Source organism: Exiguobacterium sp., assembly GCF_020832205.1.
GTDB lineage: Bacteria > Bacillota > Bacilli > Exiguobacteriales > Exiguobacteriaceae > Exiguobacterium.
The window spans coordinates 1-21,413 of record NZ_JAFIFD010000036.1; the positions used below are offsets into that span (position 1 = coordinate 1).

The 21,413-nt window shown below is 54.1% G+C and carries 25 protein-coding genes; 4 read left to right on the forward strand and 21 right to left on the reverse strand.

The window, feature by feature from the left end; all coding sequences use genetic code 11:
- The 12 genes from JJU47_RS08610 to JJU47_RS08665 all read right to left on the reverse strand — a co-directional run.
- Positions 1–334, reverse strand: a 334-nt coding sequence (locus JJU47_RS08610) for an SDR family NAD(P)-dependent oxidoreductase (RefSeq protein WP_228618275.1), incomplete at its 3' end; no start/stop codon positions are given.
- Positions 331–1,590: an EF-P 5-aminopentanol modification-associated protein YfmH gene (yfmH, locus tag JJU47_RS08615; protein WP_228618278.1), complete on the reverse strand. Its 1,260-nt coding sequence runs from the start codon at positions 1,588–1,590 to the stop codon at positions 331–333. The genes yfmH and JJU47_RS08610, both read right to left, overlap by 4 nt.
- The gene (yfmF, locus tag JJU47_RS08620; protein WP_228618281.1) at positions 1,587–2,825 is read right to left on the reverse strand and encodes an EF-P 5-aminopentanol modification-associated protein YfmF; all 1,239 of its coding nucleotides are present in this window, start codon (positions 2,823–2,825) and stop codon (positions 1,587–1,589) included. Before yfmF ends, yfmH begins: the two co-directional genes overlap by 4 nt.
- An 8-nt stretch (positions 2,826–2,833) precedes the next feature.
- Entirely contained in the window at positions 2,834–3,385 is a 552-nt protein-coding gene (locus tag JJU47_RS08625) for a cob(I)yrinic acid a,c-diamide adenosyltransferase (protein WP_228618283.1), read from the reverse strand.
- A 53-nt stretch (positions 3,386–3,438) separates the two neighbouring features.
- Positions 3,439–5,142 carry an ATP-binding protein gene (locus JJU47_RS08630; protein WP_228618285.1) on the reverse strand — a complete coding sequence of 568 codons (1,704 nt, stop codon included), beginning with the start codon at positions 5,140–5,142 and terminating at the stop codon, positions 3,439–3,441.
- On the reverse strand, positions 5,142–5,858 hold the full coding sequence (locus tag JJU47_RS08635; protein ID WP_228618287.1) for a response regulator transcription factor: 717 nt from the start codon (positions 5,856–5,858) through the stop codon (positions 5,142–5,144). Before JJU47_RS08635 ends, JJU47_RS08630 begins: the two co-directional genes overlap by 1 nt.
- 160 nt (positions 5,859–6,018) lie before the next feature.
- Positions 6,019–7,203, reverse strand: a complete 1,185-nt coding sequence (gene ccsB, locus JJU47_RS08640) for a c-type cytochrome biogenesis protein CcsB (protein ID WP_228618290.1) — start codon at positions 7,201–7,203, stop codon at positions 6,019–6,021.
- Positions 7,203–8,750 carry a cytochrome c biogenesis protein ResB gene (resB, locus tag JJU47_RS08645; RefSeq protein ID WP_228618291.1) on the reverse strand — a complete coding sequence of 516 codons (1,548 nt, stop codon included), beginning with the start codon at positions 8,748–8,750 and terminating at the stop codon, positions 7,203–7,205. Before resB ends, ccsB begins: the two co-directional genes overlap by 1 nt.
- Before the next feature lie 19 nt (positions 8,751–8,769).
- Positions 8,770–9,351 carry a redoxin domain-containing protein gene (locus tag JJU47_RS08650; RefSeq protein ID WP_228618293.1) on the reverse strand — a complete coding sequence of 194 codons (582 nt, stop codon included), beginning with the start codon at positions 9,349–9,351 and terminating at the stop codon, positions 8,770–8,772.
- Between the two features lie 137 nt (positions 9,352–9,488).
- On the reverse strand, positions 9,489–10,247 hold the full coding sequence (locus JJU47_RS08655) for a pseudouridine synthase (protein ID WP_228618296.1): 759 nt from the start codon (positions 10,245–10,247) through the stop codon (positions 9,489–9,491).
- Positions 10,248–10,250: 3 nt separating this feature from the next.
- Positions 10,251–10,844 (reverse strand): SMC-Scp complex subunit ScpB, encoded by a 594-nt coding sequence (gene scpB, locus JJU47_RS08660; protein ID WP_228618298.1) that lies wholly within the window; start codon positions 10,842–10,844, stop codon positions 10,251–10,253.
- Positions 10,822–11,589 carry a segregation and condensation protein A gene (locus tag JJU47_RS08665; protein ID WP_228618300.1) on the reverse strand — a complete coding sequence of 256 codons (768 nt, stop codon included), beginning with the start codon at positions 11,587–11,589 and terminating at the stop codon, positions 10,822–10,824. Before JJU47_RS08665 ends, scpB begins: the two co-directional genes overlap by 23 nt.
- An 81-nt stretch (positions 11,590–11,670) precedes the next feature.
- Between JJU47_RS08665 and JJU47_RS08670 the strand changes: the two genes are divergently transcribed.
- Positions 11,671–12,141 carry a DUF309 domain-containing protein gene (locus tag JJU47_RS08670; protein WP_228618303.1) on the forward strand — a complete coding sequence of 157 codons (471 nt, stop codon included), beginning with the start codon at positions 11,671–11,673 and terminating at the stop codon, positions 12,139–12,141.
- 130 nt (positions 12,142–12,271) lie between these two features.
- Here the strand turns inward: JJU47_RS08670 and JJU47_RS08675 are convergent, their stop codons facing one another.
- The 6 genes from JJU47_RS08675 to xerD form a co-directional block, all read right to left on the reverse strand.
- The gene (locus tag JJU47_RS08675) at positions 12,272–12,628 is read right to left on the reverse strand and encodes a GNAT family N-acetyltransferase (RefSeq protein WP_029334856.1); all 357 of its coding nucleotides are present in this window, start codon (positions 12,626–12,628) and stop codon (positions 12,272–12,274) included.
- A gap of 89 nt (positions 12,629–12,717) precedes the next feature.
- A complete protein-coding gene (locus JJU47_RS08680) occupies positions 12,718–13,158 on the reverse strand; it encodes a peptidylprolyl isomerase (protein ID WP_029334855.1) in 441 nt (146 codons plus the stop codon).
- 106 nt (positions 13,159–13,264) lie between these two features.
- A complete protein-coding gene (locus JJU47_RS08685) occupies positions 13,265–14,566 on the reverse strand; it encodes a pyrimidine-nucleoside phosphorylase (RefSeq protein ID WP_029334854.1) in 1,302 nt (433 codons plus the stop codon).
- Between the two features lie 46 nt (positions 14,567–14,612).
- Entirely contained in the window at positions 14,613–15,422 is an 810-nt protein-coding gene (locus JJU47_RS08690; RefSeq protein WP_228618306.1) for a purine-nucleoside phosphorylase, read from the reverse strand.
- A 13-nt stretch (positions 15,423–15,435) separates the two neighbouring features.
- Positions 15,436–16,602 (reverse strand): phosphopentomutase, encoded by a 1,167-nt coding sequence (gene deoB / locus JJU47_RS08695; RefSeq protein ID WP_228618309.1) that lies wholly within the window; start codon positions 16,600–16,602, stop codon positions 15,436–15,438.
- 23 nt (positions 16,603–16,625) lie between these two features.
- Positions 16,626–17,510: a site-specific tyrosine recombinase XerD gene (gene xerD / locus JJU47_RS08700; RefSeq protein WP_024371582.1), complete on the reverse strand. Its 885-nt coding sequence runs from the start codon at positions 17,508–17,510 to the stop codon at positions 16,626–16,628.
- Positions 17,511–17,770: 260 nt separating this feature from the next.
- On the opposite strand from xerD, the gene JJU47_RS08705 reads away from it, so the two are divergent.
- Positions 17,771–18,151, forward strand: coding sequence for a VOC family protein (locus JJU47_RS08705; RefSeq protein WP_228618311.1), 381 nt, complete (start codon positions 17,771–17,773; stop codon positions 18,149–18,151).
- 12 nt (positions 18,152–18,163) lie between these two features.
- Entirely contained in the window at positions 18,164–19,000 is an 837-nt protein-coding gene (locus JJU47_RS08710; RefSeq protein ID WP_228618313.1) for a Cof-type HAD-IIB family hydrolase, read from the forward strand.
- A 47-nt stretch (positions 19,001–19,047) separates the two neighbouring features.
- Here the strand turns inward: JJU47_RS08710 and fur are convergent, their stop codons facing one another.
- Together fur and JJU47_RS08720 are read right to left on the reverse strand one after the other, a co-directional pair.
- On the reverse strand, positions 19,048–19,527 hold the full coding sequence (fur, locus tag JJU47_RS08715) for a ferric iron uptake transcriptional regulator (protein WP_024371580.1): 480 nt from the start codon (positions 19,525–19,527) through the stop codon (positions 19,048–19,050).
- A 112-nt stretch (positions 19,528–19,639) separates the two neighbouring features.
- Positions 19,640–20,170: an NUDIX domain-containing protein gene (locus JJU47_RS08720; RefSeq protein ID WP_029334848.1), complete on the reverse strand. Its 531-nt coding sequence runs from the start codon at positions 20,168–20,170 to the stop codon at positions 19,640–19,642.
- A 77-nt stretch (positions 20,171–20,247) separates the two neighbouring features.
- Here JJU47_RS08720 and JJU47_RS08725 point away from each other — a divergent pair, with 77 nt between their 5' ends.
- Positions 20,248–21,078, forward strand: coding sequence for an aldo/keto reductase (locus JJU47_RS08725; protein ID WP_228618315.1), 831 nt, complete (start codon positions 20,248–20,250; stop codon positions 21,076–21,078).
- 3 nt (positions 21,079–21,081) lie between these two features.
- Here the strand turns inward: JJU47_RS08725 and JJU47_RS08730 are convergent.
- A partial coding sequence (locus JJU47_RS08730; protein WP_483298123.1) for a virulence activator alpha C-terminal domain-containing protein occupies positions 21,082–21,413 on the reverse strand: 332 nt, incomplete at its 5' end.

Below are 21,413 nucleotides of genomic sequence, written 5' to 3' on the forward strand. Positions count from 1 at the left end.
CAGCTCGTTTAACGAGGCGTGCTAGCGCACGGACGTTGACACGGTATAGGCGGGCTAGAGCGTGAATCGGTTGGTCGACGACGAGGCCGTGGACGTGGTTCCCTGCGACGTAGACGAGACGGTCGAGACGGTCGATTGACGTCATCCACGTTTCGACAGCGTCTTCGTCTTCGAGGTCGCACGTGTCGACACGTGCATCGAGACGCTCCGCTTTCACGAACGACTCGAGCGCGGCACCGTTTCGGTTCGCCTGTAAGATGAGCGTGTCATCGCGAAACGATTTTGCGACCGCTTGTCCGATTGCCCCGCTCGCCCCGGTGATGAGCGTCTTCACGGTTTTTTGACGATACAGACGGTCCGTCTGTCCGCTTGGAACAACCGGGCGTACGCCGCATACAAGTCATCGAGCGTGATTGCGTCGAGCAGCTCAGGCAACTCGAACATGTTGCCGCCGTTCAATGCGTAGCGGGAAAATTGATTGGCGATGAACTCAGGTGAGTTGAGTGCTTTCAAAAACTGGCCTTTCATCATCCGTTTCTTCCGTTCGAGCGTCGTCTCGTCGAGGACGAGCGGACGTTCGAGTGCGGTCGTGATACGTGAGACGAATGAATCGACGTGTGGTGTCTCCATCGACAAGACGGCAAACGCGAACGTCTCTTCCGACGTGTAATCAAACGAGAACGCATCGTCGATCAAGCCTTCGGCGTAAAGCTCCGCATAGAGCGGGGCCGTCGTGTCGAACAAGGCGTGCATGAGCAGTTCGACAGCGAGCTCTTGCTTCATCCCGTCTGCTCCGGCGCGAGGGACGTCTTTATAGCCGATCATCACTTTTGGCACCGAGACGTCCATCTCGATAATCCGTTCTGTCGACTTGACGGCTGTCGGCTCTTCGATTTGTTCACGCGCTTGAAGCACCGGCGGTTCGAACGTCTTCCCGCCTTGGTTCGCTTTTACTTGTTCGAGCACGGTATCCGGGTCGATGTTGCCGACGACGAAGAGGACCATATTGCTCGGATGGTAAAACGCGCGATGACAGGCGTACAAATCGTCGGCCGTGATGTGACCGATCGATTCGATCGTGCCGGCGATATCGATTTTAACCGGGTGATCTTCGTACATCGCCTCGATCAGCCCGAAGTAAAGACGCCAACCCGGATTGTCTTGATACATCTGAATCTCTTGACCGATGATACCTTTTTCTTTTTCGACTGACGCCTCGGTGAAGTAAGGCGTTTGGACGAAATCGAGCAACGTCGTCAAGTTCGCCTCGACGTTCGACGTCGCCCCGAACAAATAAGCCGTCCGGGTGAACGATGTGAACGCGTTCGCTGACGCACCGAGCTGCCCGAACTTTTGGAAGACGTCGCCATCTTCTTTCTCGAACATCTTATGTTCGAGGAAGTGCGCGATCCCGTCCGGTACTTCGACCCATTCTTCTGTCTTGAAGCGACGGTCAATCGAACCGTATTTCGTCGTGAACGTGGCGTACGTCTTCTCATACCCGATTTTTTTCAATAAATAGACCGTCAGACCGTTCTCGAGCACAGTGTGGTGCAGCGTTTCGCCGACGTGTGGAAAGTCTATCTTCATGCTGTCCCCCCCTTTAAGCAATAAACGGCCGTCAAGTCGATCCGGTGCGCCAGTGCCGCGACATCTTCACGCGTCGTCCGCTCAATGATCGTCATTTCTTCGTCGAGTGAGAACGGGCGGATGTCCGAACCGCTCATCCAAGCGATCAGTTGACGCGGGTTGTCACCGAGCTGGCGGCGTTGATGGTACAACATCTCTTTCGTCTGTTCGAGTGTCACGTCATCGAAGCGACCTGCTCTCATATCAGTGAGCTGGGCGTCGATGATCTGCTCCGTTTTCGCTTGATTCGAAGCGTCGATGCCGGCGTAGACGAACAACATCCGACTGAGCGAGCTATATTGAGACGCCGCGTAGTAAGCCAGACTCTCTTTCTCACGGACGTTCATGAACAGCTTCGAGTGCGGAAAACCGCCGAACAAGCCGTTGAACACTTGCATCCGGACCGCGTCCTCGCTTTTCGGGTCGACGTCGACCGCATAGGCGAGATGAAGCTTGCTCTGATTGATCGCCTGTTCTTCCTCGAGCCGTTGGAACTCTCGTGCCAGCGGTTCAGGATAGACTCGTTCGAGCGGCTCGCCGAGTGTCTCAAGCGGTGCGAACGCCTCGGTCACCTGGGCGCGGTCGACGTCACCGACGACGTATACGTCGATGCGGTCATGTCGGATCATTGACTCGTACGCCGCATACAATGTGCGCGGGGTTACCGCATCCAATTGATCGAGCGCTCCGAGTGATGGGATCGCGAGTTCGCCGCCGAGCAATTCTTGAAGGCGCTGTTGAGCGAATCGCATCTTGTCGTCATAGACCGATTCGATGCGTTGCCGTTGGAGCCGTAACTCTTGCTCGACGATCAGCGGTTGGAACGCCCCGTCATACGCGTTCGGGCGAAGCAAGACTTCCTCGAGCAACTTGATTGCTCGTGACAGCACCGGTTCACCGACGAGACCGTCACTGACGACTTCGAGCTGAAACTGGATGACATGTTCTTTTCCGACTTTCGATGCTCCGGCGTACAACGCCGCGTCGTACAGTTCTTCTAACGGTGTGTGAAACAATTCGATGGAAGGATACGCTTCCGTCGATTTTTCCATAATGTAAGGCAAGAGCGCACGGTCAGCGATCGTCTCTTTTGACAACGGGGCCGAGAAAGAGACGAGACACGTCGTCGTCTTGAACTTGTCGGTCGGGTAGACCGAATAGTGAAGCTTTTCGCGGAACTGTTCGATTCCTTTCATAACATGATCTACTCCTTTTTCTTTTTCTGTTTGAACACGTCCGCGCCGCGGGCATATTCTTGGTCGGGCACACCGGCACCGACGTTGGCGTAACGGGCCGCGGTGAACAAATAATCGCTCAACCGGTTGAAGTAAGGCAACTGACGGGCGGCGACCTCGACTTCGACGAGTTCACGCTCGACACGACGGCAGACGGTGCGGGCCACGTGCAGACTCGCCGCGGCGACACTCCCTCCCGGCAAGATGAAGCGCCGCAACGGGGGACACTTCGGCTCGAGTTCATCAATCCATGTCTCAAGCTCGGTGACGATGGCTAAGTCGACTTGTTTCGGCGGTTCGTTTCGATGCATGAGTTCTGATCCGAGGTCGAACAAGTCGTGTTGAATTTTCGTCAATTGCGCCCGGAGCGTCTCATCGGTCTGATGGGCCAAGGCGAGTCCGATATGACTGTTCAATTCATCAAGCAGTCCCATCGCCTCGACTTGAGGATGGACTTTCGAGACACGTCCGCCGATGAGCGACGTCTCTCCTTGATCTCCTCCACGTGTGTACAGCTTCATGGTCATCCCTCCTGTATGCCACAAATGGTGACCCATAGGAGTCACCATTGGCGTTATGTGTCTGGTTGGACGTAAGGGAGACGAATCGTGAACGTCGTCCCTTCGCCGAGCACGCTTGAGACGGCGACCGTCCCGTGATGGGCATCGACGACGTTTTTGACGATCGCGAGTCCAATCCCCGTTCCCGTCTTGCCGCCGCTCGTCCGTGCCTTGTCCGCTTTGTAGAACCGTTCGAACACGAACGGCAAGTCTTCTTTCGGGATACCGCTGCCCGTGTCGGTCAGACGGATCACGATTTCTTCCGGTTCCGCGACAGCGTCGAGTCGAATCGTCCCGCTGTCTGTATGGGCGATGGCGTTTCCGATCAAGTTCGTGAACACTTGCTCGAGACGATCGCCGTCCGCTTCGATGAATCGGTTCGGGGCGGTCGTTTCAAGCACAATCCCTTTTTCGCCTGCCATTTGTTTGAACTTTCGCATGACACGCGGTAAAAACTCACCGAAGTCGAGCTCCGTGAACTGCATCGTCTCTTTGCCGGATTCGATCCGTGCCAAGTCGAGCAAGTCGTTGACGAGGCGCGCCAACCGTAGCGACTCGTCATAGATGATCGACGCGAACTCTTTCGTCGCGTCGTCGCTCTCGGTCATCCCGTCGATGATCGCTTCCGAGTAACCTTGCAGCGTCACGAGCGGCGTCCGTAACTCATGACTGATGTTCGCCACAAAGTCGGTCCGCATCTTGTCGAGACGATGGCTCTCGGTCGTGTCACGAATGACGACGACGGCCCCTTCGAAATCTTCTTCGCCGAGAAGCGGGGTGACCGTCAACGTATAGTAATGTTCGTTCTGCTTCACTTCGATCGTCTTCTCCGGCGCTCCGTCAACGACGTCTTCATACAGTGACAAGACGACGTCATGCGGTTGTCCATCGATGAACAGCGGGTCGGCCTGCGGGTTCGTCACGATCACGTTCGCGTGGCGGTCGAGCGTGATGACGCCGTCGGCCATCGAGCGTAAAATCGAGGCGAGTTGCAGTCGCTCGCGATCGAGCGCGTTGACGTACGTCGCGAGTTGGCTGCTCATCGCGTTGAACGAGCCCGCCAGTTGACCGATCTCGTCGTGCGTCCGTTGTTCAAGACGCAAATCGAACTGCCCTTCGGCCGTCTTGTTGACGGCATCGCGCATCTCGCGGAGCGGGGCCGTGATTCGGGTCGACAAGAAGAAAGCGAACACGGTCGTCGCGATGATCGCCGAGGCGACCGTCCAAAAGATGATCGTCCGGGCGCCTTCGTTCGCACTTGAGATCGCATCGAGTGGCTCGATCAAATAGAGCGTGTACTCGCCCGTCTCGAGTGTGAACGTCGTCCGATATGCCAAGGCGGCTTGATCGTCGAACGAAGAGAAGTTCCCGATTGCGGTCTCTCCGACCGACTGATACGACTCCCACGCTTGGCGACCGAGCTCGGTCATCAGTCCGTCGACTTCCGTCCCGAAGTTGGAACGGACGGAACCGTTCTCTAATATATAGTTCGCCCCGTACACCTCGATGATTTGATCGACCGTCCGAGACGCATCCCCTTCTTGCAGCAGGACGGACTGGACTTGTCCGCCGAGCTTCGCCAAGTGGCCTCGCTCTTGGTCGATATGGAACGAGTTGAAGAACTCGAGCATGAGGACGGAGACGATGAACAAGACGAGGCTGACGAGAACGAGAATCGTCAGCCATAGTTTTGTGACGATGCTATTGCGGCGAACCATCACTCACTGACGACTTCGAACTTGTAGCCGACGCCCCATACCGTCGTGATCATTTGGGCCGCATCTGGTGAGACACGGTTCAACTTCTCACGAAGCCGTTTCACGTGCGTGTCGACCGTTCGAAGGTCTCCGAAGAATTCATAGTTCCACACTTCTTTTAGCAGTTGTTCACGCGAAAATACTTTATCGACTTGTTTGGCGAGGAAAAATAACAGCTCATACTCTTTCGGCGTGAGCGCGATCTCCTCTCCGTCGACAGTGACGCGATGTGCATCGTTGTCAATTGTCAAATGCGGGAACACGATCAAGTCTTTCGATTTTTCAGACGTGCGCATAAACTTTGTCGTCCCCGAGCGGCGGAGGAGTGCTTTGACGCGCAAGACGACTTCACGCGGACTGAACGGCTTGACGATATAATCGTCCGCTCCGACCTCGAACCCTTGAACCCGGTCGATTTCTTCGCCTTTCGCCGTCAACATGATGACCGGTGTCGCTTTCGATTTCCGGAGCTCGGTGCACACCTCGACCCCGTCCATCTTCGGCATCATCAAATCGAGCAAGATGACATCGTAATCCCCTTCAAGCGCATAACGCAACGCTTCTTCACCGTTCGTCGCTTCATCGATGATGTATTGTTCACGTTCGAGATACATTTTTAATAGTCGACGGATTCTTTCCTCGTCGTCGACAACTAGAATTCTTGTTTTTTCAGCCATCCACTAAAACCTCCTAGAGAACCATTGCAAGATGTAGCGAATGTTGCACATTTGTGAACATTTCGCTCTCTTTCATAACTATACCACTCTATTATTTGGCTTCACAACGATGAGTTGTATGCCCTTACGAAAAAAGAAGCCACCGAAGTGACTTCTTTCATTATGCGTACGAGTGCAGTCCCGCGATGACGAGGTTGACGAACACGAGATTGAACATGATGACGGCGAAACCGCCGACACAAAGCCATGCCGCTTTCGTCCCTGTCCAACCGCGTTGGATTCGCATATGGAGGTAATAAATATAGATGAGCATCGTGATGAGCGCCCATACTTCTTTCGGGTCCCAGCCCCAGAATCGGTTCCAGGCGATCTGGGCCCAAATCATCGCGAAGATGAGACCGCCGAGGATGAAGACCGGAAGACCGATCGCGACCGAGCGGTAACTGATCTCATCGGCGAGGTCAAGGCTCACTTTTTTCGCGAGCGGTTGGAGCGACTCGGCAATCCGTTTCCGCAAGATGACGAAGCGGAGCAACACATACAAGACAAGTCCTGAGATGACCGACCAGAGGAGCGTGTTCAACTTCAACGTATTGATGAAGTTTGGTAGTTCAAGCGACAACCCGCTCGCACCCGATAACAGTTGGGCGCCTTCCGGCACGAACAAGATCGGCATGAAATACTCATACGTTTCTTGGCCGCCCCGGTCATTCGTGAACTCGACGACACCACCGGCGCCGATGCCTTTGAACAGCATCGATACGAGGATGAAACCGAGCGTACAGATGAGCACGAACATCGTCACTTCGAGCCACGTCCGCGATTTCGAACGCTCCCGCATCGACGTCTCGTTTAAGAGGAAGATGAGTCCTGACGCGAAGCTGATGGCGAGAATGCCCTGCCCGAGCGCGGCGGTCGTGACGTGGATCTTCAACCAGACGCTGTTCAAGGCCGGGATGAGCGGTGCGACGTCGCTCGAGAACATCGATGCGAACGCGATGACGAGCAGCGCCACCGGCATGGCGAACAAGCCGAGCACATCATTTTTATAAATCCCGTACACGACGAGGAACCCGAGCACCATCATCATGCCGAAGAACGTCGTGTATTCATACAAGTTCGATACCGGCGCATAACCGACACCGGCCCAGCGCATGATGAAGTAACCGGTTTGGGCGATAAAGCCGATGACGGCCAAGATGAACGCGATCTTGCCATAGGCGACACGGTTGACGTTTCGGTCTTTGCGCATGCCACTGACCGCGATTGTGAAGAGCACGGTCGCGATGGCGTATAAAATGAACGCGATGAGGAGCAGACGACTGCTCCATTGAATCCATTCCATTAAGATTCCCCTCTTTCATTTGTTGAGTTGGCATCTGTCTGTTTCTCAAACATCGCCTGGTCTTCCCAAATCGGAAGTCCCGCCTTCTCAAGAAGCGGTGACACTTCGCGGCGAAGCGACGACGGGTTTTTGTTCGTGAAGCCTGCGACGAGCACGTCTGTCTCGCCATGACGACGAATCCATACGCGTCGGTGTGGCCAATACATCCCCATGACGATGCCGATCATGAAAATCGTTCCGCCGACAATGAGAATCGGATACGTCGAGTCACTCTTGACCCGAAGGCCGCTCGTACTCGCCATTTCTGTCCCCGCGAACTGAATCGCGTAGCGGTTGTTTTCATCGGCAACGTTCATACGGATGCCGATCAAATTCGATTCGCTCGCCCCTTCCGGTGTATCGACCGTAAAGAAGAAGGCCGGATTGAGCGCCCGCGGCGATTTCGTGTCCGGCTCGCCGTTTCGGACTTCAAAGTCTGGATACAAGTCTCGAAGCGACACGGCCACTTCCCCGAGGTCGTACGTCGTCTCGGGATCGTTCATGTCGACCGTGAACGGCCCGTAAATATCACCGGTCTCCTTGTCACCGACACTGAAAGACATCGATAAGAACTCTGGACGACTCGAATATTGCTCTTGATACACTTCATATTTGTCGAACTTGAACGGATGGTTCACTTTCGTCGAACCGGTCTCGACTTCTTCAAGGCGCGGCGATCCGTCCTCGTTCGTCCCGGTCTTTTTGAACAACGTCAGCTCCGTCTCATAGTTTTTCGGCACGGCGCCCGCCTTCTCGATCGCCTCGGCGAACTTGGCGTCTTCTTCATTGTTTTCCGGATCATACATCTCAAGGATGAACTGGTCGTTCCGGATATAATATTCGTCCCCGGTCGCTTCTAGCGCGACGGTGTCCCCTTCACGCACCCATTCGAGCGTGTCGACATGGAACGACGGGAAGACGCGGAGCATCGCCCCGATGAAGAAGATGACGAGACCGACATGGTTGACGTATGGACCCCAACGACCGAAGCGGTGTTTCTCGGCGAGAAGCGCATCCCCGTCACGTTTGACGCGGTAACGCTTCGCTTTGAGCGACTGCTCCATCATGTCGATTTGTGCTTCCGACCCGTTACCTTCTCCGATTAAGCGTTGCCCGCGCATGAACCGATCCGTGCGACGGACTGGCTGATACTTGAGCGCTTTATAGAGCGGTACGAGTCGGTCAATCGAGGCGACAATGAGCGACAACGTCAGCATGACGATGAGACTGATATACCACCACGATGTGTACAAGTTATGGAATCCGAGCGAGTAATAGATCGTCCCGGCCGTCCCGTATTCTTGTGTATAATATTGACTCGCCGGCAACTGTTGCGGAATGTACATCTCCTGAGGGAAGATCGTACCGACCGCCGAACCGACGATGATGAGGCCGATCAACCAGAGCCCGACTTTTACCGATGCAAAAAAGCTCCAAACACGGTCAATCCATGACTTCGGACGTCGCTTCGACCGTAAATCGGCGCCGTCGTATTTCATATCTAGCATGTGTGCGCCCCCCGTTCCCTTACAATGACTTCTCGGCCAACTCCATCAGTTTCTCTTTCGTGAGTTCACCTTCGTATTTTTCGATCACTTTCCCGTTCTCGTCGATCACGAACGTCACGGGCAAGTTATAGATGCCGTACGCCTTCTCGACTTCACTTCGCGTGTCCATCAGAATCGGATAGTCGAGATCGACGCCGAGGTCGTTCACGAAATTGTCGACACGAAGCGGTGTCTCCCCGACGTTGACGGCCCAAAAATCGACGCCCATGTCTTGGAGTGCGCTATAGTTCGCTTGGACGACCGGCATCTCTTTTTTACACGGCTCGCAGAACGTGCCCCAGAAGTTCAACAAGAGTCCTTTGCCTTCATACGTTTCGCGCTCGACCATTGTCGCCCCGTCCAGACTGACGAGCTTAAAGTTCGGCGCGTCATCTCCGGCCGCGACGCGTCCGTCACTTCCTGCCTGCTCGATCAACTGCATGACGACGACCGCACCGGCGAACAGCACCATCGTCATGACCATCAGCCGCCAAAACGACCGTTTTTTCTTGTGGGCCATCGCTTGTTGCATGCGGTCACCCGATTTCGACTCTTTCGTCATGATTGTTCACACCTTCCTTCAGTTGCTATTGTACTGAAAAAACAATAAAAACGCACATTAACAGACTTTTTTCATTGTTTTGTCACACAATCTCCACAATCAAAAAAATCATCCCTTGCAGGACGATTTTTTGATTGTCATTTTCTCTTTTTCTTGCCTCGTTGTTCAGGCGGGACAGTCGGGTTGGCAAGCTCACGAAGTTTCGACACTTCTTTGCGTGACAACTCGCGCCATTCGCCCGTCGTCAAGCCGTCGAGCGTCAAGAAGCCGAACTGTTCGCGCTTCAATTTGACGACTTCCGAGCCGACCGCTTCGAGCATGCGGCGAATTTGACGGTTATGGCCTTCCGAGATGACGATTTCAAGAATGGCCGAGTTTTTCTTATGGTCGACCGTCTTCATCTTCACTTGGGCGCTGCCCGTCTTATAACCGTCATCGAGTTCGACGCCTGACTCGAGTTGTTTGATTGCGATATATGAAGGAATGTTCTTCACTTTCGCGACATAACGTTTCGGGATCTTGAACTTTGGATGAGTCATCATGTTCGAGAATTCGCCGTCGTTCGTCAAGATGATGAGTCCCGTTGTGTTATAGTCGAGGCGACCGACAGGGAAGACGCGTGCCCCTGGCGGCACGAGGTCAGTGATGACTTTGCGTCCTTTATCATCTTCGACCGTCGAGACGTAGCCGCTCGGTTTATAGAGGACATAATAGACGTGCTCTTCTTGTTCGATTTTGACACCGTCGACTTCGACTTCTGACTTCGGTCCGACTTTCGTCCCGAGCTCGCGGACGACTTTTCCGTTGACCCGGACCCGTCCATCGAGAATCATTTCTTCTGCTTTACGCCGTGAGGCGACACCTGCTTGGGCAATTACTTTTTGTAAACGTTCCATCAATTAATCCTTCTCCAATCTATCTTGCGAATTACGCGTCGGCTGGGCGAAGAACAAATCACCTTCGTCCGCCAACTCGTCTTCAAATGTTAATGGCGGCAACTCATCGAGCGAATTGAAACCGAAATGGTCGAGGAAGTGCTCCGTCGTCCGGTAGAGCTTGGCCCGTCCGAGCGTCTTCGCTCGACCGGCCGACTCGATGAGCCCTTTCGAGAGCAGCGTATGAATGACGCGCTCGACTTTGACGCCGCGTACTTCTTCAATGTCGGCCCGTGTCACCGGTTGCTTATAGGCGATGATGACGAGCGTCTCCATCGCCGCACGTGACAGCGCCTGTTCAGCCATCGTTCCGACGTAACGCTGAATGTAGGGCGAGACGTCCGGGATCGTCACGAGCTTATAAACGCCCGCCGACTCGATGAGCTGGAACGGTCTTCCCGAGTCCGCAAATGAGGCCTCGAGCTTCTTTAACTGTTCACGGGCAGCCGCTTCGGAAATGTCGAGCGTCTCAGCGAGCGCCCGTACTTCCATGCCTTCGTCACCGACGACGAACAGCAAACTTTCAATGATCGTTTCATAAGACAACAACGGCCTCATCCCTTTCCTTTGACGTTTCGACGAATGAGATTTCGATATCACGGTCGACTTGTGTCGTCGTCACGACGCGCAACTTGATCAGTTCAAGGAGCGCCATGAACGTGACAACGAGATCAGAGACGTCTGGCCGCTCCTCGAAGAAAGCGAAAAATGACGTTTTCCGCTTCGATGAGACGTGGTCGTGCAGTCGCGTCATCTGTTGTTCGAGCGTGCGCGTCTCTCGTTGGATCGTCTTCTTCCGGCGTTCTTTCCAACGCTTGCGTTCGACCATCTTCGAATAGGCGTGTAGCAAGTCAGAGAAGTTGAGCGGCCCGTCATACGGTTGAACGTGTTCCGTCATATACCGGGTCAAATCGTCACCCGGGCGGCTGTACAGCTCGAGCCGTTGCTCTTCTTGTTCACGCATGAAGACGACTGCTTCTTTATAGGCTTTATATTCAATCAGTTGACGAATCAACCCTTCCCGTGTCGGCTCTTCGGCGAAATCCGGGATGTCGTCTTCTTCGACCGGCACCGGCGGCAACAGCTGCTTACTCTTCAACTGGAGGAGCGTCGCGGCCATGACCAAGTACTCACTCGCAACGTCGAGTTCAAACTTTTGCATTGTGCGGATGAAGGCGACATACTGGTCCGTGACTTCTGCGACAGAGATGTCGACGATGTCGAGCTCCATCTTTCCGATCAAGTGGAGCAACAGGTCGAGTGGTCCTTCGAACGTATCGATTTTGACGTTGTACGCTTCCATAGAGACACCTGCCATTTTACATTTTTGCGCTTTAGTATAACATGTTTTGTAGTACAGCGACTATGAAAGGAGAAAATTGATGTGACTACCCCTTTTATACAGTATACGCTCTTGTTCGAATGCCATGCCGATTATTTTGAATGTCATGAAGTGCTCGAAGAAGCTTGGCAGGACGGGAATCGCCAACAAGTCGGCTACGCCGTCCTTATTCAATATGCCGTCGCCCACTATCACGCTCGACGCGGCAACGAGGCCGGTGCGAAGAAAAGCATCGACGCGTTAAAGCGCAAGCTCGTTCTCGCCTCGGATGAACTCGAGATGCTCGGAGTCGACGTCCCGCGGTTTGCGAATGATTTGGAGCGCTGGCCGTTGCCGCACGTGCTTCCGTTGAATGAAACGACGCGCGGCCACATCGAACGGTTGAAACCGACGTTTGAACCGACCGAGCTAAGCTTCGAACAGCTTGTTCACAAACATATATATCGAGATCGTACCCCCGTCGTCAACGAACGGCTGCTCGCCATCGAGCATCGAAAAAAAGCTAGGCGCTGAAGAGCACACTGCAATCCGCTCATCCGAAGCCCGCAAGAAAATAGAGGAGCGTCATCCCTTCCGGGACGGCGCTCCTCTATTTAAAATCATTTAAAGTTGTTCAGAGGCCAGACACCGTGTCGGGCTGTCATCAAATGGCCACTTGATTCCATTTGTCGAGCAACTCACCCGTCTTGCCTTGTCCGACGAGCGTCAAGTCAAGCGGGAGAAGGTTCCGGGTCTCGTCGAGCAGTTCATACGAACGCTTCTCGCCGCGGAACGATGGCGACAAGGCGATGTGCAAAATATGCATCGTCGTCTCCTGTTGCTCCATTCCGATAATGCCGACGAAGTCTTCCCCGACTTTCCACAAGTAAAGGAAACGGGCAGGGTCTTCTTCGTAAGACCGAACGAGTTCTAACAGTGCGAGCGGAGATTTATCGCTACATGAGAATGCGAGTAACCCCATCGCCGTCTTTTCATACGATTGTTTATATTTCACCAGCATCGCTGGTTTCACCACCTTTAGTCATTCAAGTTTCACGAAGTGAACACGTGAGAGACATGGCTCATTGTGCCATAACGGTCAGGCTAAAATCAATTCTCGTCCCATACTTTGACTTCGGCCATTTTCGTTCCTTGGCGAAGTTTGACCGCGTGCTCGAGGCCAGACGTCACTTTCCCGAATACTGTGTGGACGCCGTCTAAGTGCGGTTGTGGCTCATGAACGATGAAGAATTGTGATGAACCCGTGTTGCGGCCGGCGTGCGCCATTGAGAGCGATCCTGCCTCGTGCTTGTATGGGAACGAAGTCGACGTCTCGCATGGGATCGTCTTACCCGATCCGCCCATACCCGTACCGTCCGGACATCCGCCTTGGCTCACGAAGCCCGGGATGACACGGTGGAACGTCAAGCCGTTATAGAAGCCGCTGTTCGCAAGTTCTTCAAAGTTGTCGACCGTGATTGGTGCCGCGTCATGAAACAAATCGAATTCAATCATTTCACCGTTCTCAAGTTTCATCGATCCTTTTTTCATCTACAAAAACCCCTTTATATTCATATAGTCATTAATTGCTCACATTGCCCATTCTATCAAAAAAATACGTCTGTCTCCACTCTTTTGTGGAAACAGACGTTCTGACTTACTGAATGACCGCGTGGATGAGCGGTCGTGCTTCAGGCTTCGTCGCTCCGATCGTGTACGCGTGATCCATCCGTTCGAGCGCAGAAGACATATCTTCGATGTTCGAGCGAAGGACGGCGATGACGTCGCCCGCTTCGACTTTGTCGCCGACTTTTTTCTCGAGCGTGATGCCGGCCGCGAAATCGATTTGATCGTCTTTCGTCGCCCGTCCGGCCCCGAGGAGCATCGCTGCGACACCGACTTCATCCGCGATGATGGATTCGACATAACCGGCTTGCTTCGCGACGAACGTCGTCTCGAATTTCGCTTGCGGGAGTTTCGTCACGTCGTCGACGAGCGAAGCGTCCCCGCCTTGTGCCGCGACGAACTGACGGAACACTTCAAGGGCATGTCCGTCCGCGATGCGCTTATCAAGGTCGGCGTATGCTTCATCGAACGTCGGGTAGAAGCCGCCAAGGACCGCCATGTGTCCTGCGATCGTCAAAGCGATCGTCTTCAAGTCTTCGACGTCTTTCCCAGATAACACTTCGATCGCTTCTTTCACTTCGTTGGCGTTTCCGACTTCGAATCCGAGCGGTTGGTCCATGTCCGTGATGACAGCGACCGTCTTGCGGCCGACGTTTTTCCCGATGGCAACCATCTCTTCAGCGAGCGCTTTGGCATCGTCGAACGATTTCATGAACGCTCCTGAACCCGTCTTGACGTCGAGGACGATGCTGTCGGCACCGGCCGCGATTTTCTTCGACATGATCGAGCTCGCGATGAGCGGGATCGATTCGACGGTCGCCGTGACGTCGCGAAGCGCGTAGAGCCGCTTGTCGGCCGGCGTCAAGTTGCCGGTCTGACCGATGATCGACATTTTGATATCGTTCACTTGTTTCGTGAACTGCTCTTCCGTCAACTCGACGTTGAACCCTGGGAACGATTCGAGCTTATCGATCGTCCCACCCGTATGTCCGAGGCCGCGCCCACTCATTTTCGCGACCGGGATCCCGATCGAAGCAACGAGCGGTGCGACGATCAAGCTGATCTTGTCGCCGACGCCCCCTGTCGAGTGTTTGTCGACTTTTTTACCTTCGATGTTCGAGAGGTCAATGACGTCTCCTGACTTGACCATCTCCATCGTCAATGAAGCCGTCTCTTTCTCGGTCATCCCGTTGAAGTAAATCGCCATCGAGAGCGCCGACATTTGATAGTCCGGGATCGTCTCGTTCGTGAATCCTTCGACAACGAAGCGAATTTCTTCCTCGTTCAATTCTCCACCGTTACGTTTCTTTAAAATCAAGTCGACCATACGCATAAGTTTCGTCCTCCTAGTTATGTTTTCTTCACATCGTTATGTTCATTCACATGCTTTGGATCGTGCCGCGTACGAGTGACAAGAAGTCTTGACGGACACGTTCCGTCGTCTCGATGACTTCTTCGTGGTTGAGCGGTTGATCTAAAATGCCGGCCGCCATGTTCGAGACGCACGAGATCCCGAGGACGCGCATGTCAGAGTGACGGGCGACGATGACTTCTGGCACTGTCGACATCCCGACGACATCACCGCCAAGCAGACGGGCCATCTTAACTTCGGCCGGTGTCTCGTAAGTCGGACCCGTGTTCCCGAAGTAGACGCCTTTTTGGACCGAGAGGCCGAGTTTGGCTGCGACACCTTCTGTCAACTTGACGAGCTCTTTATCGTACGCTTCTGACATGTCCGGGAAGCGTGTCCCGAAGTCGCTCGCGTTCTTGCCGATGAGCGGGCTCGTCCCGAAGAAGTTGATATGGTCGGTGATGATCATCAAGTCGCCCGGGTTGAACGATTCATTACACGCACCGGCTGCATTCGTGACGATGAGCGTCTCGACACCGATCAATTTGAGGACGCGGACCGGGAACGTCACTTGTTCCATCGAATACCCTTCATAGAAATGGAAACGGCCTTGCATCGCGACGACGCGTTTCCCTTCAAGGTCACCGAAGACGAGTTGGCCGGCGTGGCCTTCGACTGTCGACACAGGGAAATGCGGGATGTCTTCGTATGGGATTTTGACCGCGTTCTCGATCTCGTCAGCGAGGACGCCAAGTCCTGAGCCAAGGATGAGTCCGATTTCGGGTGTTCCGTTCATGCGTTCCTGTAAAAATGCCTTTGTTTCGTTCCAGTTTACCATGTGTAGTGCCTCCTCAAATTTCGTTTAAGAAACTCTTTCCGTGTGATGGTGCGTCGACTTCGAAGTTGTCGGCGACTGTGGCGCCGATATCCGCGAACGTGCCTCGGATGCCGAGGTCGACCGCTGTCGAACCGTGATGGTGGACGATGAGCGGCACGTATTCACGCGTATGGTCCGTTCCCGGCGCCGTCGGGTCGTTCCCGTGATCGGCCGTGATGATGAGCAAATCATCTTCGCGCAATTTCGCGAACACTTCCGGCAAACGTGCATCATACTCTTCGAGTGCGAGCGCATAGCCTTTCGGGTCGCGGCGATGACCGAAGAGCGCATCGAAATCGACGAGGTTCAAGAAGCAGAGACCTTCGAAGTCTTCATCGAGCGAAGCGACGAGCTTGTCCATCCCGTCCATGTTCGATTTCGTGCGGACGGCTTTCGTTACGCCCTCGCCGTCATAAATGTCGCTGATCTTCCCGAGGGCGATCACGTCTTTACCGGCCGTCTCGAGCGTGTTCATGACCGTCTTGCCGAACGGTTTCAGCGCATAGTCGTGACGGTTTGACGTCCGAACCCAAGCGCCAGGCGTCCCGAGAAACGGGCGGGCGATGATCCGACCGAGCATGTAAGGGTCTTCACGCGTGATTTCACGGGCGTACTCACAGATGCGATACAACTCGTCGAGCGGCACGACTTCTTCGTGGGCGGCGATTTGAAGCACCGAGTCGGCTGACGTGTATACGATCAATGCGCCGGTCTTGACGTGCTCTTCGCCGAGCTCATCCAAGATTTCCGTCCCTGAGGCCGGCTTGTTGCCGATGATGTCGCGTCCGCTGAACTCTTTGAGTCGATCGATCAAATCGTCCGGGAACTCCTCGAACACGCGGAACGGCGTGTCAATATGAAGGCCCATGATTTCCCAGTGACCAGTCATCGTGTCTTTCCCGGCCGAGATCTCTTCCATCCGCCCATAGGCGCTCGGTGAGTTCGAAGGCTCGATGCCGGCGATCGGTTTGATGTTCGAGAGGCCAAGTCGGGCCATGTTCGGCATCTTCAACCCGCCGTGCTCGCGAGCGATATGACCGAGCGTGTCCGAACCGACATCACCGAACTGGTCGGCATCTGGAGCTTCTCCGATCCCGACCGAATCCATGACGACCAGGAAAATACGTTTAAATTTCTTCACAAAAAGTTCCTCCTTTAAAGTGGTTACGCACGAGGGTGATGTTTGCGATAAACATCGTGGAGCCGTGCCTTGTTGACATGGGTGTAAACTTGGGTCGTGGAGAGGTCAGCGTGCCCGAGCATCTGTTGAATGGCACGCAAGTCGGCGCCATTCTCAAGAAGGTGTGTCGCAAACGAGTGCCGGAGCACGTGCGGCGTGATTTCTTTTTGGATACCGGCTTCTTTCGCGCGGCGTTTGATCATCTTCCAAAATCCTTGGCGACTGAGCCGGCCACCGCGCCCGTTCAAAAACAGCGCCTCGGTCTCTCGACCGCCGATGCCGTTGCGGGCTTGCTGGATGTATCGCTCGACGAAGCTTTGAGCGACGGACGATACCGGGATGATGCGAGCGCTCTCTCCCTTCCCTTCACACTGTAAATACCCCAATTCGAACTGTAAATCATCCAAATCGAGTCCAAGAAGTTCGCTGACGCGCATACCCGTGCCGTAAAGCAGTTCGAGCATGGCCCGGTCCCGAAGCGCGAGCGGGTCGGACGTCGGCACACTGTCAAGCAAGCGCTCGACTTCTTCTTGCGACCACGTATCCGGCAACTGCCGTTCCGCTTTCGGGGTCTCGAGATAGAGCGCCGGGTCTGTCGATGCCCCGTTCGTCATCTTCAAATAGTGATGAAACGTGCGAATCGAGCTGACGGCACGCCGGAGCGACGAGGCGGCCCGACCCGCCTGCGATAACTCTTCCATATGTTTGACGATGTGGGCGCGTGTGACTTCATTCCAATCCGTCACGCCGAGCTGAGTCAACGTCGATAAGTATTGGGTCAAATCGCTCGCATAGGCTTGTCGCGTGTTCGATGACATTCGTTTTTCAACGGTCATATACTGTAAAAATGACTCGACTTGCGAACGCATGACACTCCCCTCCTTCCTTGCTACACCTGAATACGCTTACATCATATCACTTATGTAAACCGTTGTGAAGACGTCTGACCTCATTTTTTTTGAAGCATTTTTGTGACAAGCTAGCGTGACAATTCCGAGCGTTGAAACGGGCAGTTCCGTACACGCGCCTCCAGAGTTTGCTACACTGAATTTGAGACGTCGCGCCCGGACATACGGTCCGTTGGCGCCACGAGAAATCATCACATTCACGTGAGATGGGAGGACAATATATGAAAATCGAACACATCGCCCTCTGGGTGAACGACCTTGAACAGATGCGTCAGTTTTACGAGACGTATCTCGGGGCAACGGCGAACGATAAGTATACGAACGAACGGAAACAGTTCGAATCGTATTTCCTGACGTTCCCTGATTCGACGTGCCGCCTCGAGCTGATGCGGCGCACGGACATCCAAGGCACACCTCGCGAGACGCTCGGGTACACCCATATCGCCTTCAGCCTCGGCAGCAAAGCGGCGGTCGATGCGCTCACCGCCCGTCTTCAAGATGACGGCTATCCGCTACTCGACGGGCCACGGACGACAGGCGACGGTTACTATGAAAGTGTCATGCTTGACCCCGAGCAAAATAAACTTGAACTGACCGTATAAGGAGACGACACTATGATCAAAGCCATCTTGCTAGACCTCGACGGGACGTTATTGACCGACCAGAAATTGATTTCGCCAAAGACGAAAGAGACCCTTCTGCGAGTGCAAGAAGACGGCGTCAAAGTCGTGCTCGCCTCGGGCCGACCGAAACGGGGCATCGAACTGTTCTCTGACGAGCTTCGGCTCCATGAATTCGGCGGCCTCATCGTATCTTCGAACGGTGCTTGTGTGACTGACGCGCGGACGAACGAGACGTTGTTTGAAAAAACGATCCGTCTCGAAGACGCAAGCGCCATCTTGGACCACTTGAGCACTTTTGACGTCATCCCGATGATTAATGACGAGACGTATATGTACGTCAATGATGTCTTCAGCGGTATGCTCGAGTTGAACGGGAAACCGTTCAACATCATCGAGTACGAGTCAAGGGGCGGACGGTTTCAATTGCGGGAAGAGCCGCGGCTCGCCGACGCCATCACTTTCCCCGTGTATAAGATTCTCGTCGCCGGTCAGCCGGACTATTTACAGTCGCATGCCGACTCACTCGCCGGACCGTTCACGGACCGCGTGACGGGCATGTTCACGGCCGCCATGTACTATGAGTTCACGGATCTCGGGATTGATAAGGCGAGAGCACTCGATCATGTGTTCCGAGAAATGGGGATTGATCGCGAGCATGTCATCGCGTTCGGGGACGGCCATAACGACCGGTCGATTATCGAGTATGCCGGAATCGGCGTCGCGATGGACAACGCCGTCGAAGACATCAAGGCAATCGCGAACGAAATCACGCTGTCGAACAATCACGATGGCATCGCCACCGTCTTGTCCCGTTACTTGACGACGTGACGACATACAAAAGACAGGCAGCCCCTTAAGAGGCTGCCTGTCTTGCGTTATCCGTTAATGACTGCTTTGTGACCCTCGAGCGTGACGCCTTTCGCTTGGCATACTTTACAGATGCCGTGGAACGTCAAACGGTGATCTTTAATTAAAAATTCATATTTGCTCTCAACTTTTTTCTCCACATCGACGAGCAGGTCTTCCATGATCTCTTCGACCGATCCGCACTCGACACAGACGAGGTGATGGTGCGAATGATTCGCCCCTTCCGGTCTGAGGTCGAAACGGGCGACGCCGTCACCGAAGTTGACTTTATCGACGACGCCGAGCTCGGTCAACAACTCGAGCGTTCGGTAGACGGTCGCGAGACCGATTTCCGGCGCGATGCCTTTAACGAGCATGAAGACGTTTTCCGCGCTCAAATGGTCCGTCTCGTTCTCAAGTAGAATGCGGACCGTCGATTCACGTTGCGGTGTCAATTTATATCCTTTGGCGCTCAATTGCTGTTTGATCCGTTCAATTCGCGTTTCCATAAGGCGCCCCCTCTTTGCATAATTCACTATTCAAAGCATACCGAAATTCGGCACAATTATCAAATTAAAATGATTCCTATGTAAGTGTACCATAAGGCACTCTAGATTAGAATCATTTCAATTTAGATAGTTGCCACCATTGAATCGCCATGATCGTCTTCGCGTCGGTGATGCGCCCGCTCGCGAGAAGCTCGACCGCCTCATCGAACGTGAAGCGTTCCACTTGGAGGAACTCATCGTCATCGAGATTCATCTTTCCTGCCGTCAACCCGCGTGCTACGAAGACGTCGACGCGCTCGCTACAAAAACCGGGGGCCCCGTAAAATGAGAAGATCTTCTCAAGCGTCTCGGCCGTGTAACCGGTCTCTTCCTCGAGCTCGCGGCGAGCACTTGCGAGCGGCTCCTCGCCGACTTCAAGTTTACCAGCCGGTATTTCAAGCGACATCGACTCGAACGCTTTCCGATACTGTTCGACGAGCACGATGCGGTCGTCTTCATCGATGACGAGTACCGCGACGGCCCCGTTGTGATAGACCAGTTCTCGGACCGACGTGCCGCCGTTCGGGAGCTCGACGACGTGCTTTTCAACGTTAAAGATTTTTCCTTCGTAGATGACTTCCCGTTCAATCGTTTTCTCGACCATATGTATATACTCCTCACTTTTTGCTTTATACTTTGATTATGAGTGAAATGAGTAGACGGAACAAGGAGGAATTATTCATGGCAGAACTAGGGCTTGGCACGATGTCCATCTTGAAACGAGGGCGAGACGAAGGTAAAAAGATTCTTGAAACCGCATACGACGCCGGCATACGCCACTTCGATACGGCTGATGTGTATGACGAACACCGCGTCGAACAACTCATCGGCGAGACGTTCGGCTCGAGGCGCGATGAGTTGTTTCTAGCGAGCAAAGGCGGCAACGAGTTGACGGCCGACGGGATGCGTTGGAATCCGCGCGCCTCTTATTTAGAACGAGCACTATCTGGGTCGCTCGAACGATTGCAGACCAACCATTTAGATCTCTATTACGTGCACGGGGGCACATTAGAAGACGACCTCGATGAGACGATCGCTTTCATGCGTGAACAGAAACAGCGCGGTGTCATTCGGCAGATCGGACTGTCCTCGATTCGCCCGAACGTCATTCGTTATTGGCTCGAACACGGAGAAATCGACGTCTTGATGACGCCCTACTCGCTTTTGGACCGTCGTGTCGAGACGCTCGATCTCGAGATCCCGATCGTCGGTCGCGGTCCGCTCGCCAAAGGGCTATTGACCGATGAATGGCCAGAACGCTTGGGTGAGAAAGGGTTCGAGTCTTGGAGCGAGGCCGAGTTGCGCAATCTGTTGCCGACATTGCCGCAGCCGATTCAAGCGTACGCTCTTGCTGCGGCGAGACGAACGTGCGCCGTCGTCTTGCCTGGGGCCTCGTCCGTCGACCAGTTGAACGAGACGATTGCCGCTAGTCGGTTTGACATCGACGAACACGTGCTCGACGACTTGCTCGGGCGCTTGCCAGTGCATCCATACACAAAACATGCGACCTGAGCGTCAGGTCGCATGTTTATCGCGTTGTTTCATTTGTTCGATGGCCCAGTCGGCCCATCCCGCATAATTTTCCATCATTCGAATCGCGTATTCACTCGTCAGCAAGTAACCGAGCGTATCATCTTTCGATTGATGGGCTTCTTGGAAAGCACGGATTTGCTGGGCGACTTGTTCGTGATGGGATTTCGTCTCTTCGACGTAGCGAATCGCCTCTTCGAGCGGGAGCAGTTGGAGCAAGCTTACCCGGAGCAAATTTTCATCTTTCATCTTCGGCTGGAACGACGTCGGTTGTCTAAGCCAGTCAATCAACTCTTCCCGGCCGCGTTCAGTGATTG

What these genes read in the sequence shown, in the direction of transcription:
- yfmH (WP_228618278.1), bottom strand. Translation starts at nt 1,590, where the DNA reads ATGAAGATAGACTTTCCACACGTCGGCGAAACGCTGCACCACACTGTG.
- yfmF (WP_228618281.1), bottom strand. Translation starts at nt 2,825, where the DNA reads ATGAAAGGAATCGAACAGTTCCGCGAAAAGCTTCACTATTCGGTCTAC.
- JJU47_RS08625 (WP_228618283.1), bottom strand. Translation starts at nt 3,385, where the DNA reads ATGAAGCTGTACACACGTGGAGGAGATCAAGGAGAGACGTCGCTCATC.
- JJU47_RS08630 (WP_228618285.1), bottom strand. Translation starts at nt 5,142, where the DNA reads ATGGTTCGCCGCAATAGCATCGTCACAAAACTATGGCTGACGATTCTC.
- JJU47_RS08635 (WP_228618287.1), bottom strand. Translation starts at nt 5,858, where the DNA reads ATGGCTGAAAAAACAAGAATTCTAGTTGTCGACGACGAGGAAAGAATC.
- ccsB (WP_228618290.1), bottom strand. Translation starts at nt 7,203, where the DNA reads ATGGAATGGATTCAATGGAGCAGTCGTCTGCTCCTCATCGCGTTCATT.
- resB (WP_228618291.1), bottom strand. Translation starts at nt 8,750, where the DNA reads ATGCTAGATATGAAATACGACGGCGCCGATTTACGGTCGAAGCGACGT.
- JJU47_RS08650 (WP_228618293.1), bottom strand. Translation starts at nt 9,351, where the DNA reads ATGACGAAAGAGTCGAAATCGGGTGACCGCATGCAACAAGCGATGGCC.
- JJU47_RS08655 (WP_228618296.1), bottom strand. Translation starts at nt 10,247, where the DNA reads ATGGAACGTTTACAAAAAGTAATTGCCCAAGCAGGTGTCGCCTCACGG.
- scpB (WP_228618298.1), bottom strand. Translation starts at nt 10,844, where the DNA reads ATGAGGCCGTTGTTGTCTTATGAAACGATCATTGAAAGTTTGCTGTTC.
- JJU47_RS08665 (WP_228618300.1), bottom strand. Translation starts at nt 11,589, where the DNA reads ATGGAAGCGTACAACGTCAAAATCGATACGTTCGAAGGACCACTCGAC.
- JJU47_RS08675 (WP_029334856.1), bottom strand. Translation starts at nt 12,628, where the DNA reads ATGCTGGTGAAATATAAACAATCGTATGAAAAGACGGCGATGGGGTTA.
- JJU47_RS08680 (WP_029334855.1), bottom strand. Translation starts at nt 13,158, where the DNA reads ATGAAAAAAGGATCGATGAAACTTGAGAACGGTGAAATGATTGAATTC.
- JJU47_RS08685 (WP_029334854.1), bottom strand. Translation starts at nt 14,566, where the DNA reads ATGCGTATGGTCGACTTGATTTTAAAGAAACGTAACGGTGGAGAATTG.
- JJU47_RS08690 (WP_228618306.1), bottom strand. Translation starts at nt 15,422, where the DNA reads ATGGTAAACTGGAACGAAACAAAGGCATTTTTACAGGAACGCATGAAC.
- xerD (WP_024371582.1), bottom strand. Translation starts at nt 17,510, where the DNA reads ATGCGTTCGCAAGTCGAGTCATTTTTACAGTATATGACCGTTGAAAAA.
- JJU47_RS08705 (WP_228618311.1), top strand. Translation starts at nt 17,771, where the DNA reads ATGAAAATCGAACACATCGCCCTCTGGGTGAACGACCTTGAACAGATG.
- JJU47_RS08710 (WP_228618313.1), top strand. Translation starts at nt 18,164, where the DNA reads ATGATCAAAGCCATCTTGCTAGACCTCGACGGGACGTTATTGACCGAC.
- fur (WP_024371580.1), bottom strand. Translation starts at nt 19,527, where the DNA reads ATGGAAACGCGAATTGAACGGATCAAACAGCAATTGAGCGCCAAAGGA.
- JJU47_RS08720 (WP_029334848.1), bottom strand. Translation starts at nt 20,170, where the DNA reads ATGGTCGAGAAAACGATTGAACGGGAAGTCATCTACGAAGGAAAAATC.
- JJU47_RS08725 (WP_228618315.1), top strand. Translation starts at nt 20,248, where the DNA reads ATGGCAGAACTAGGGCTTGGCACGATGTCCATCTTGAAACGAGGGCGA.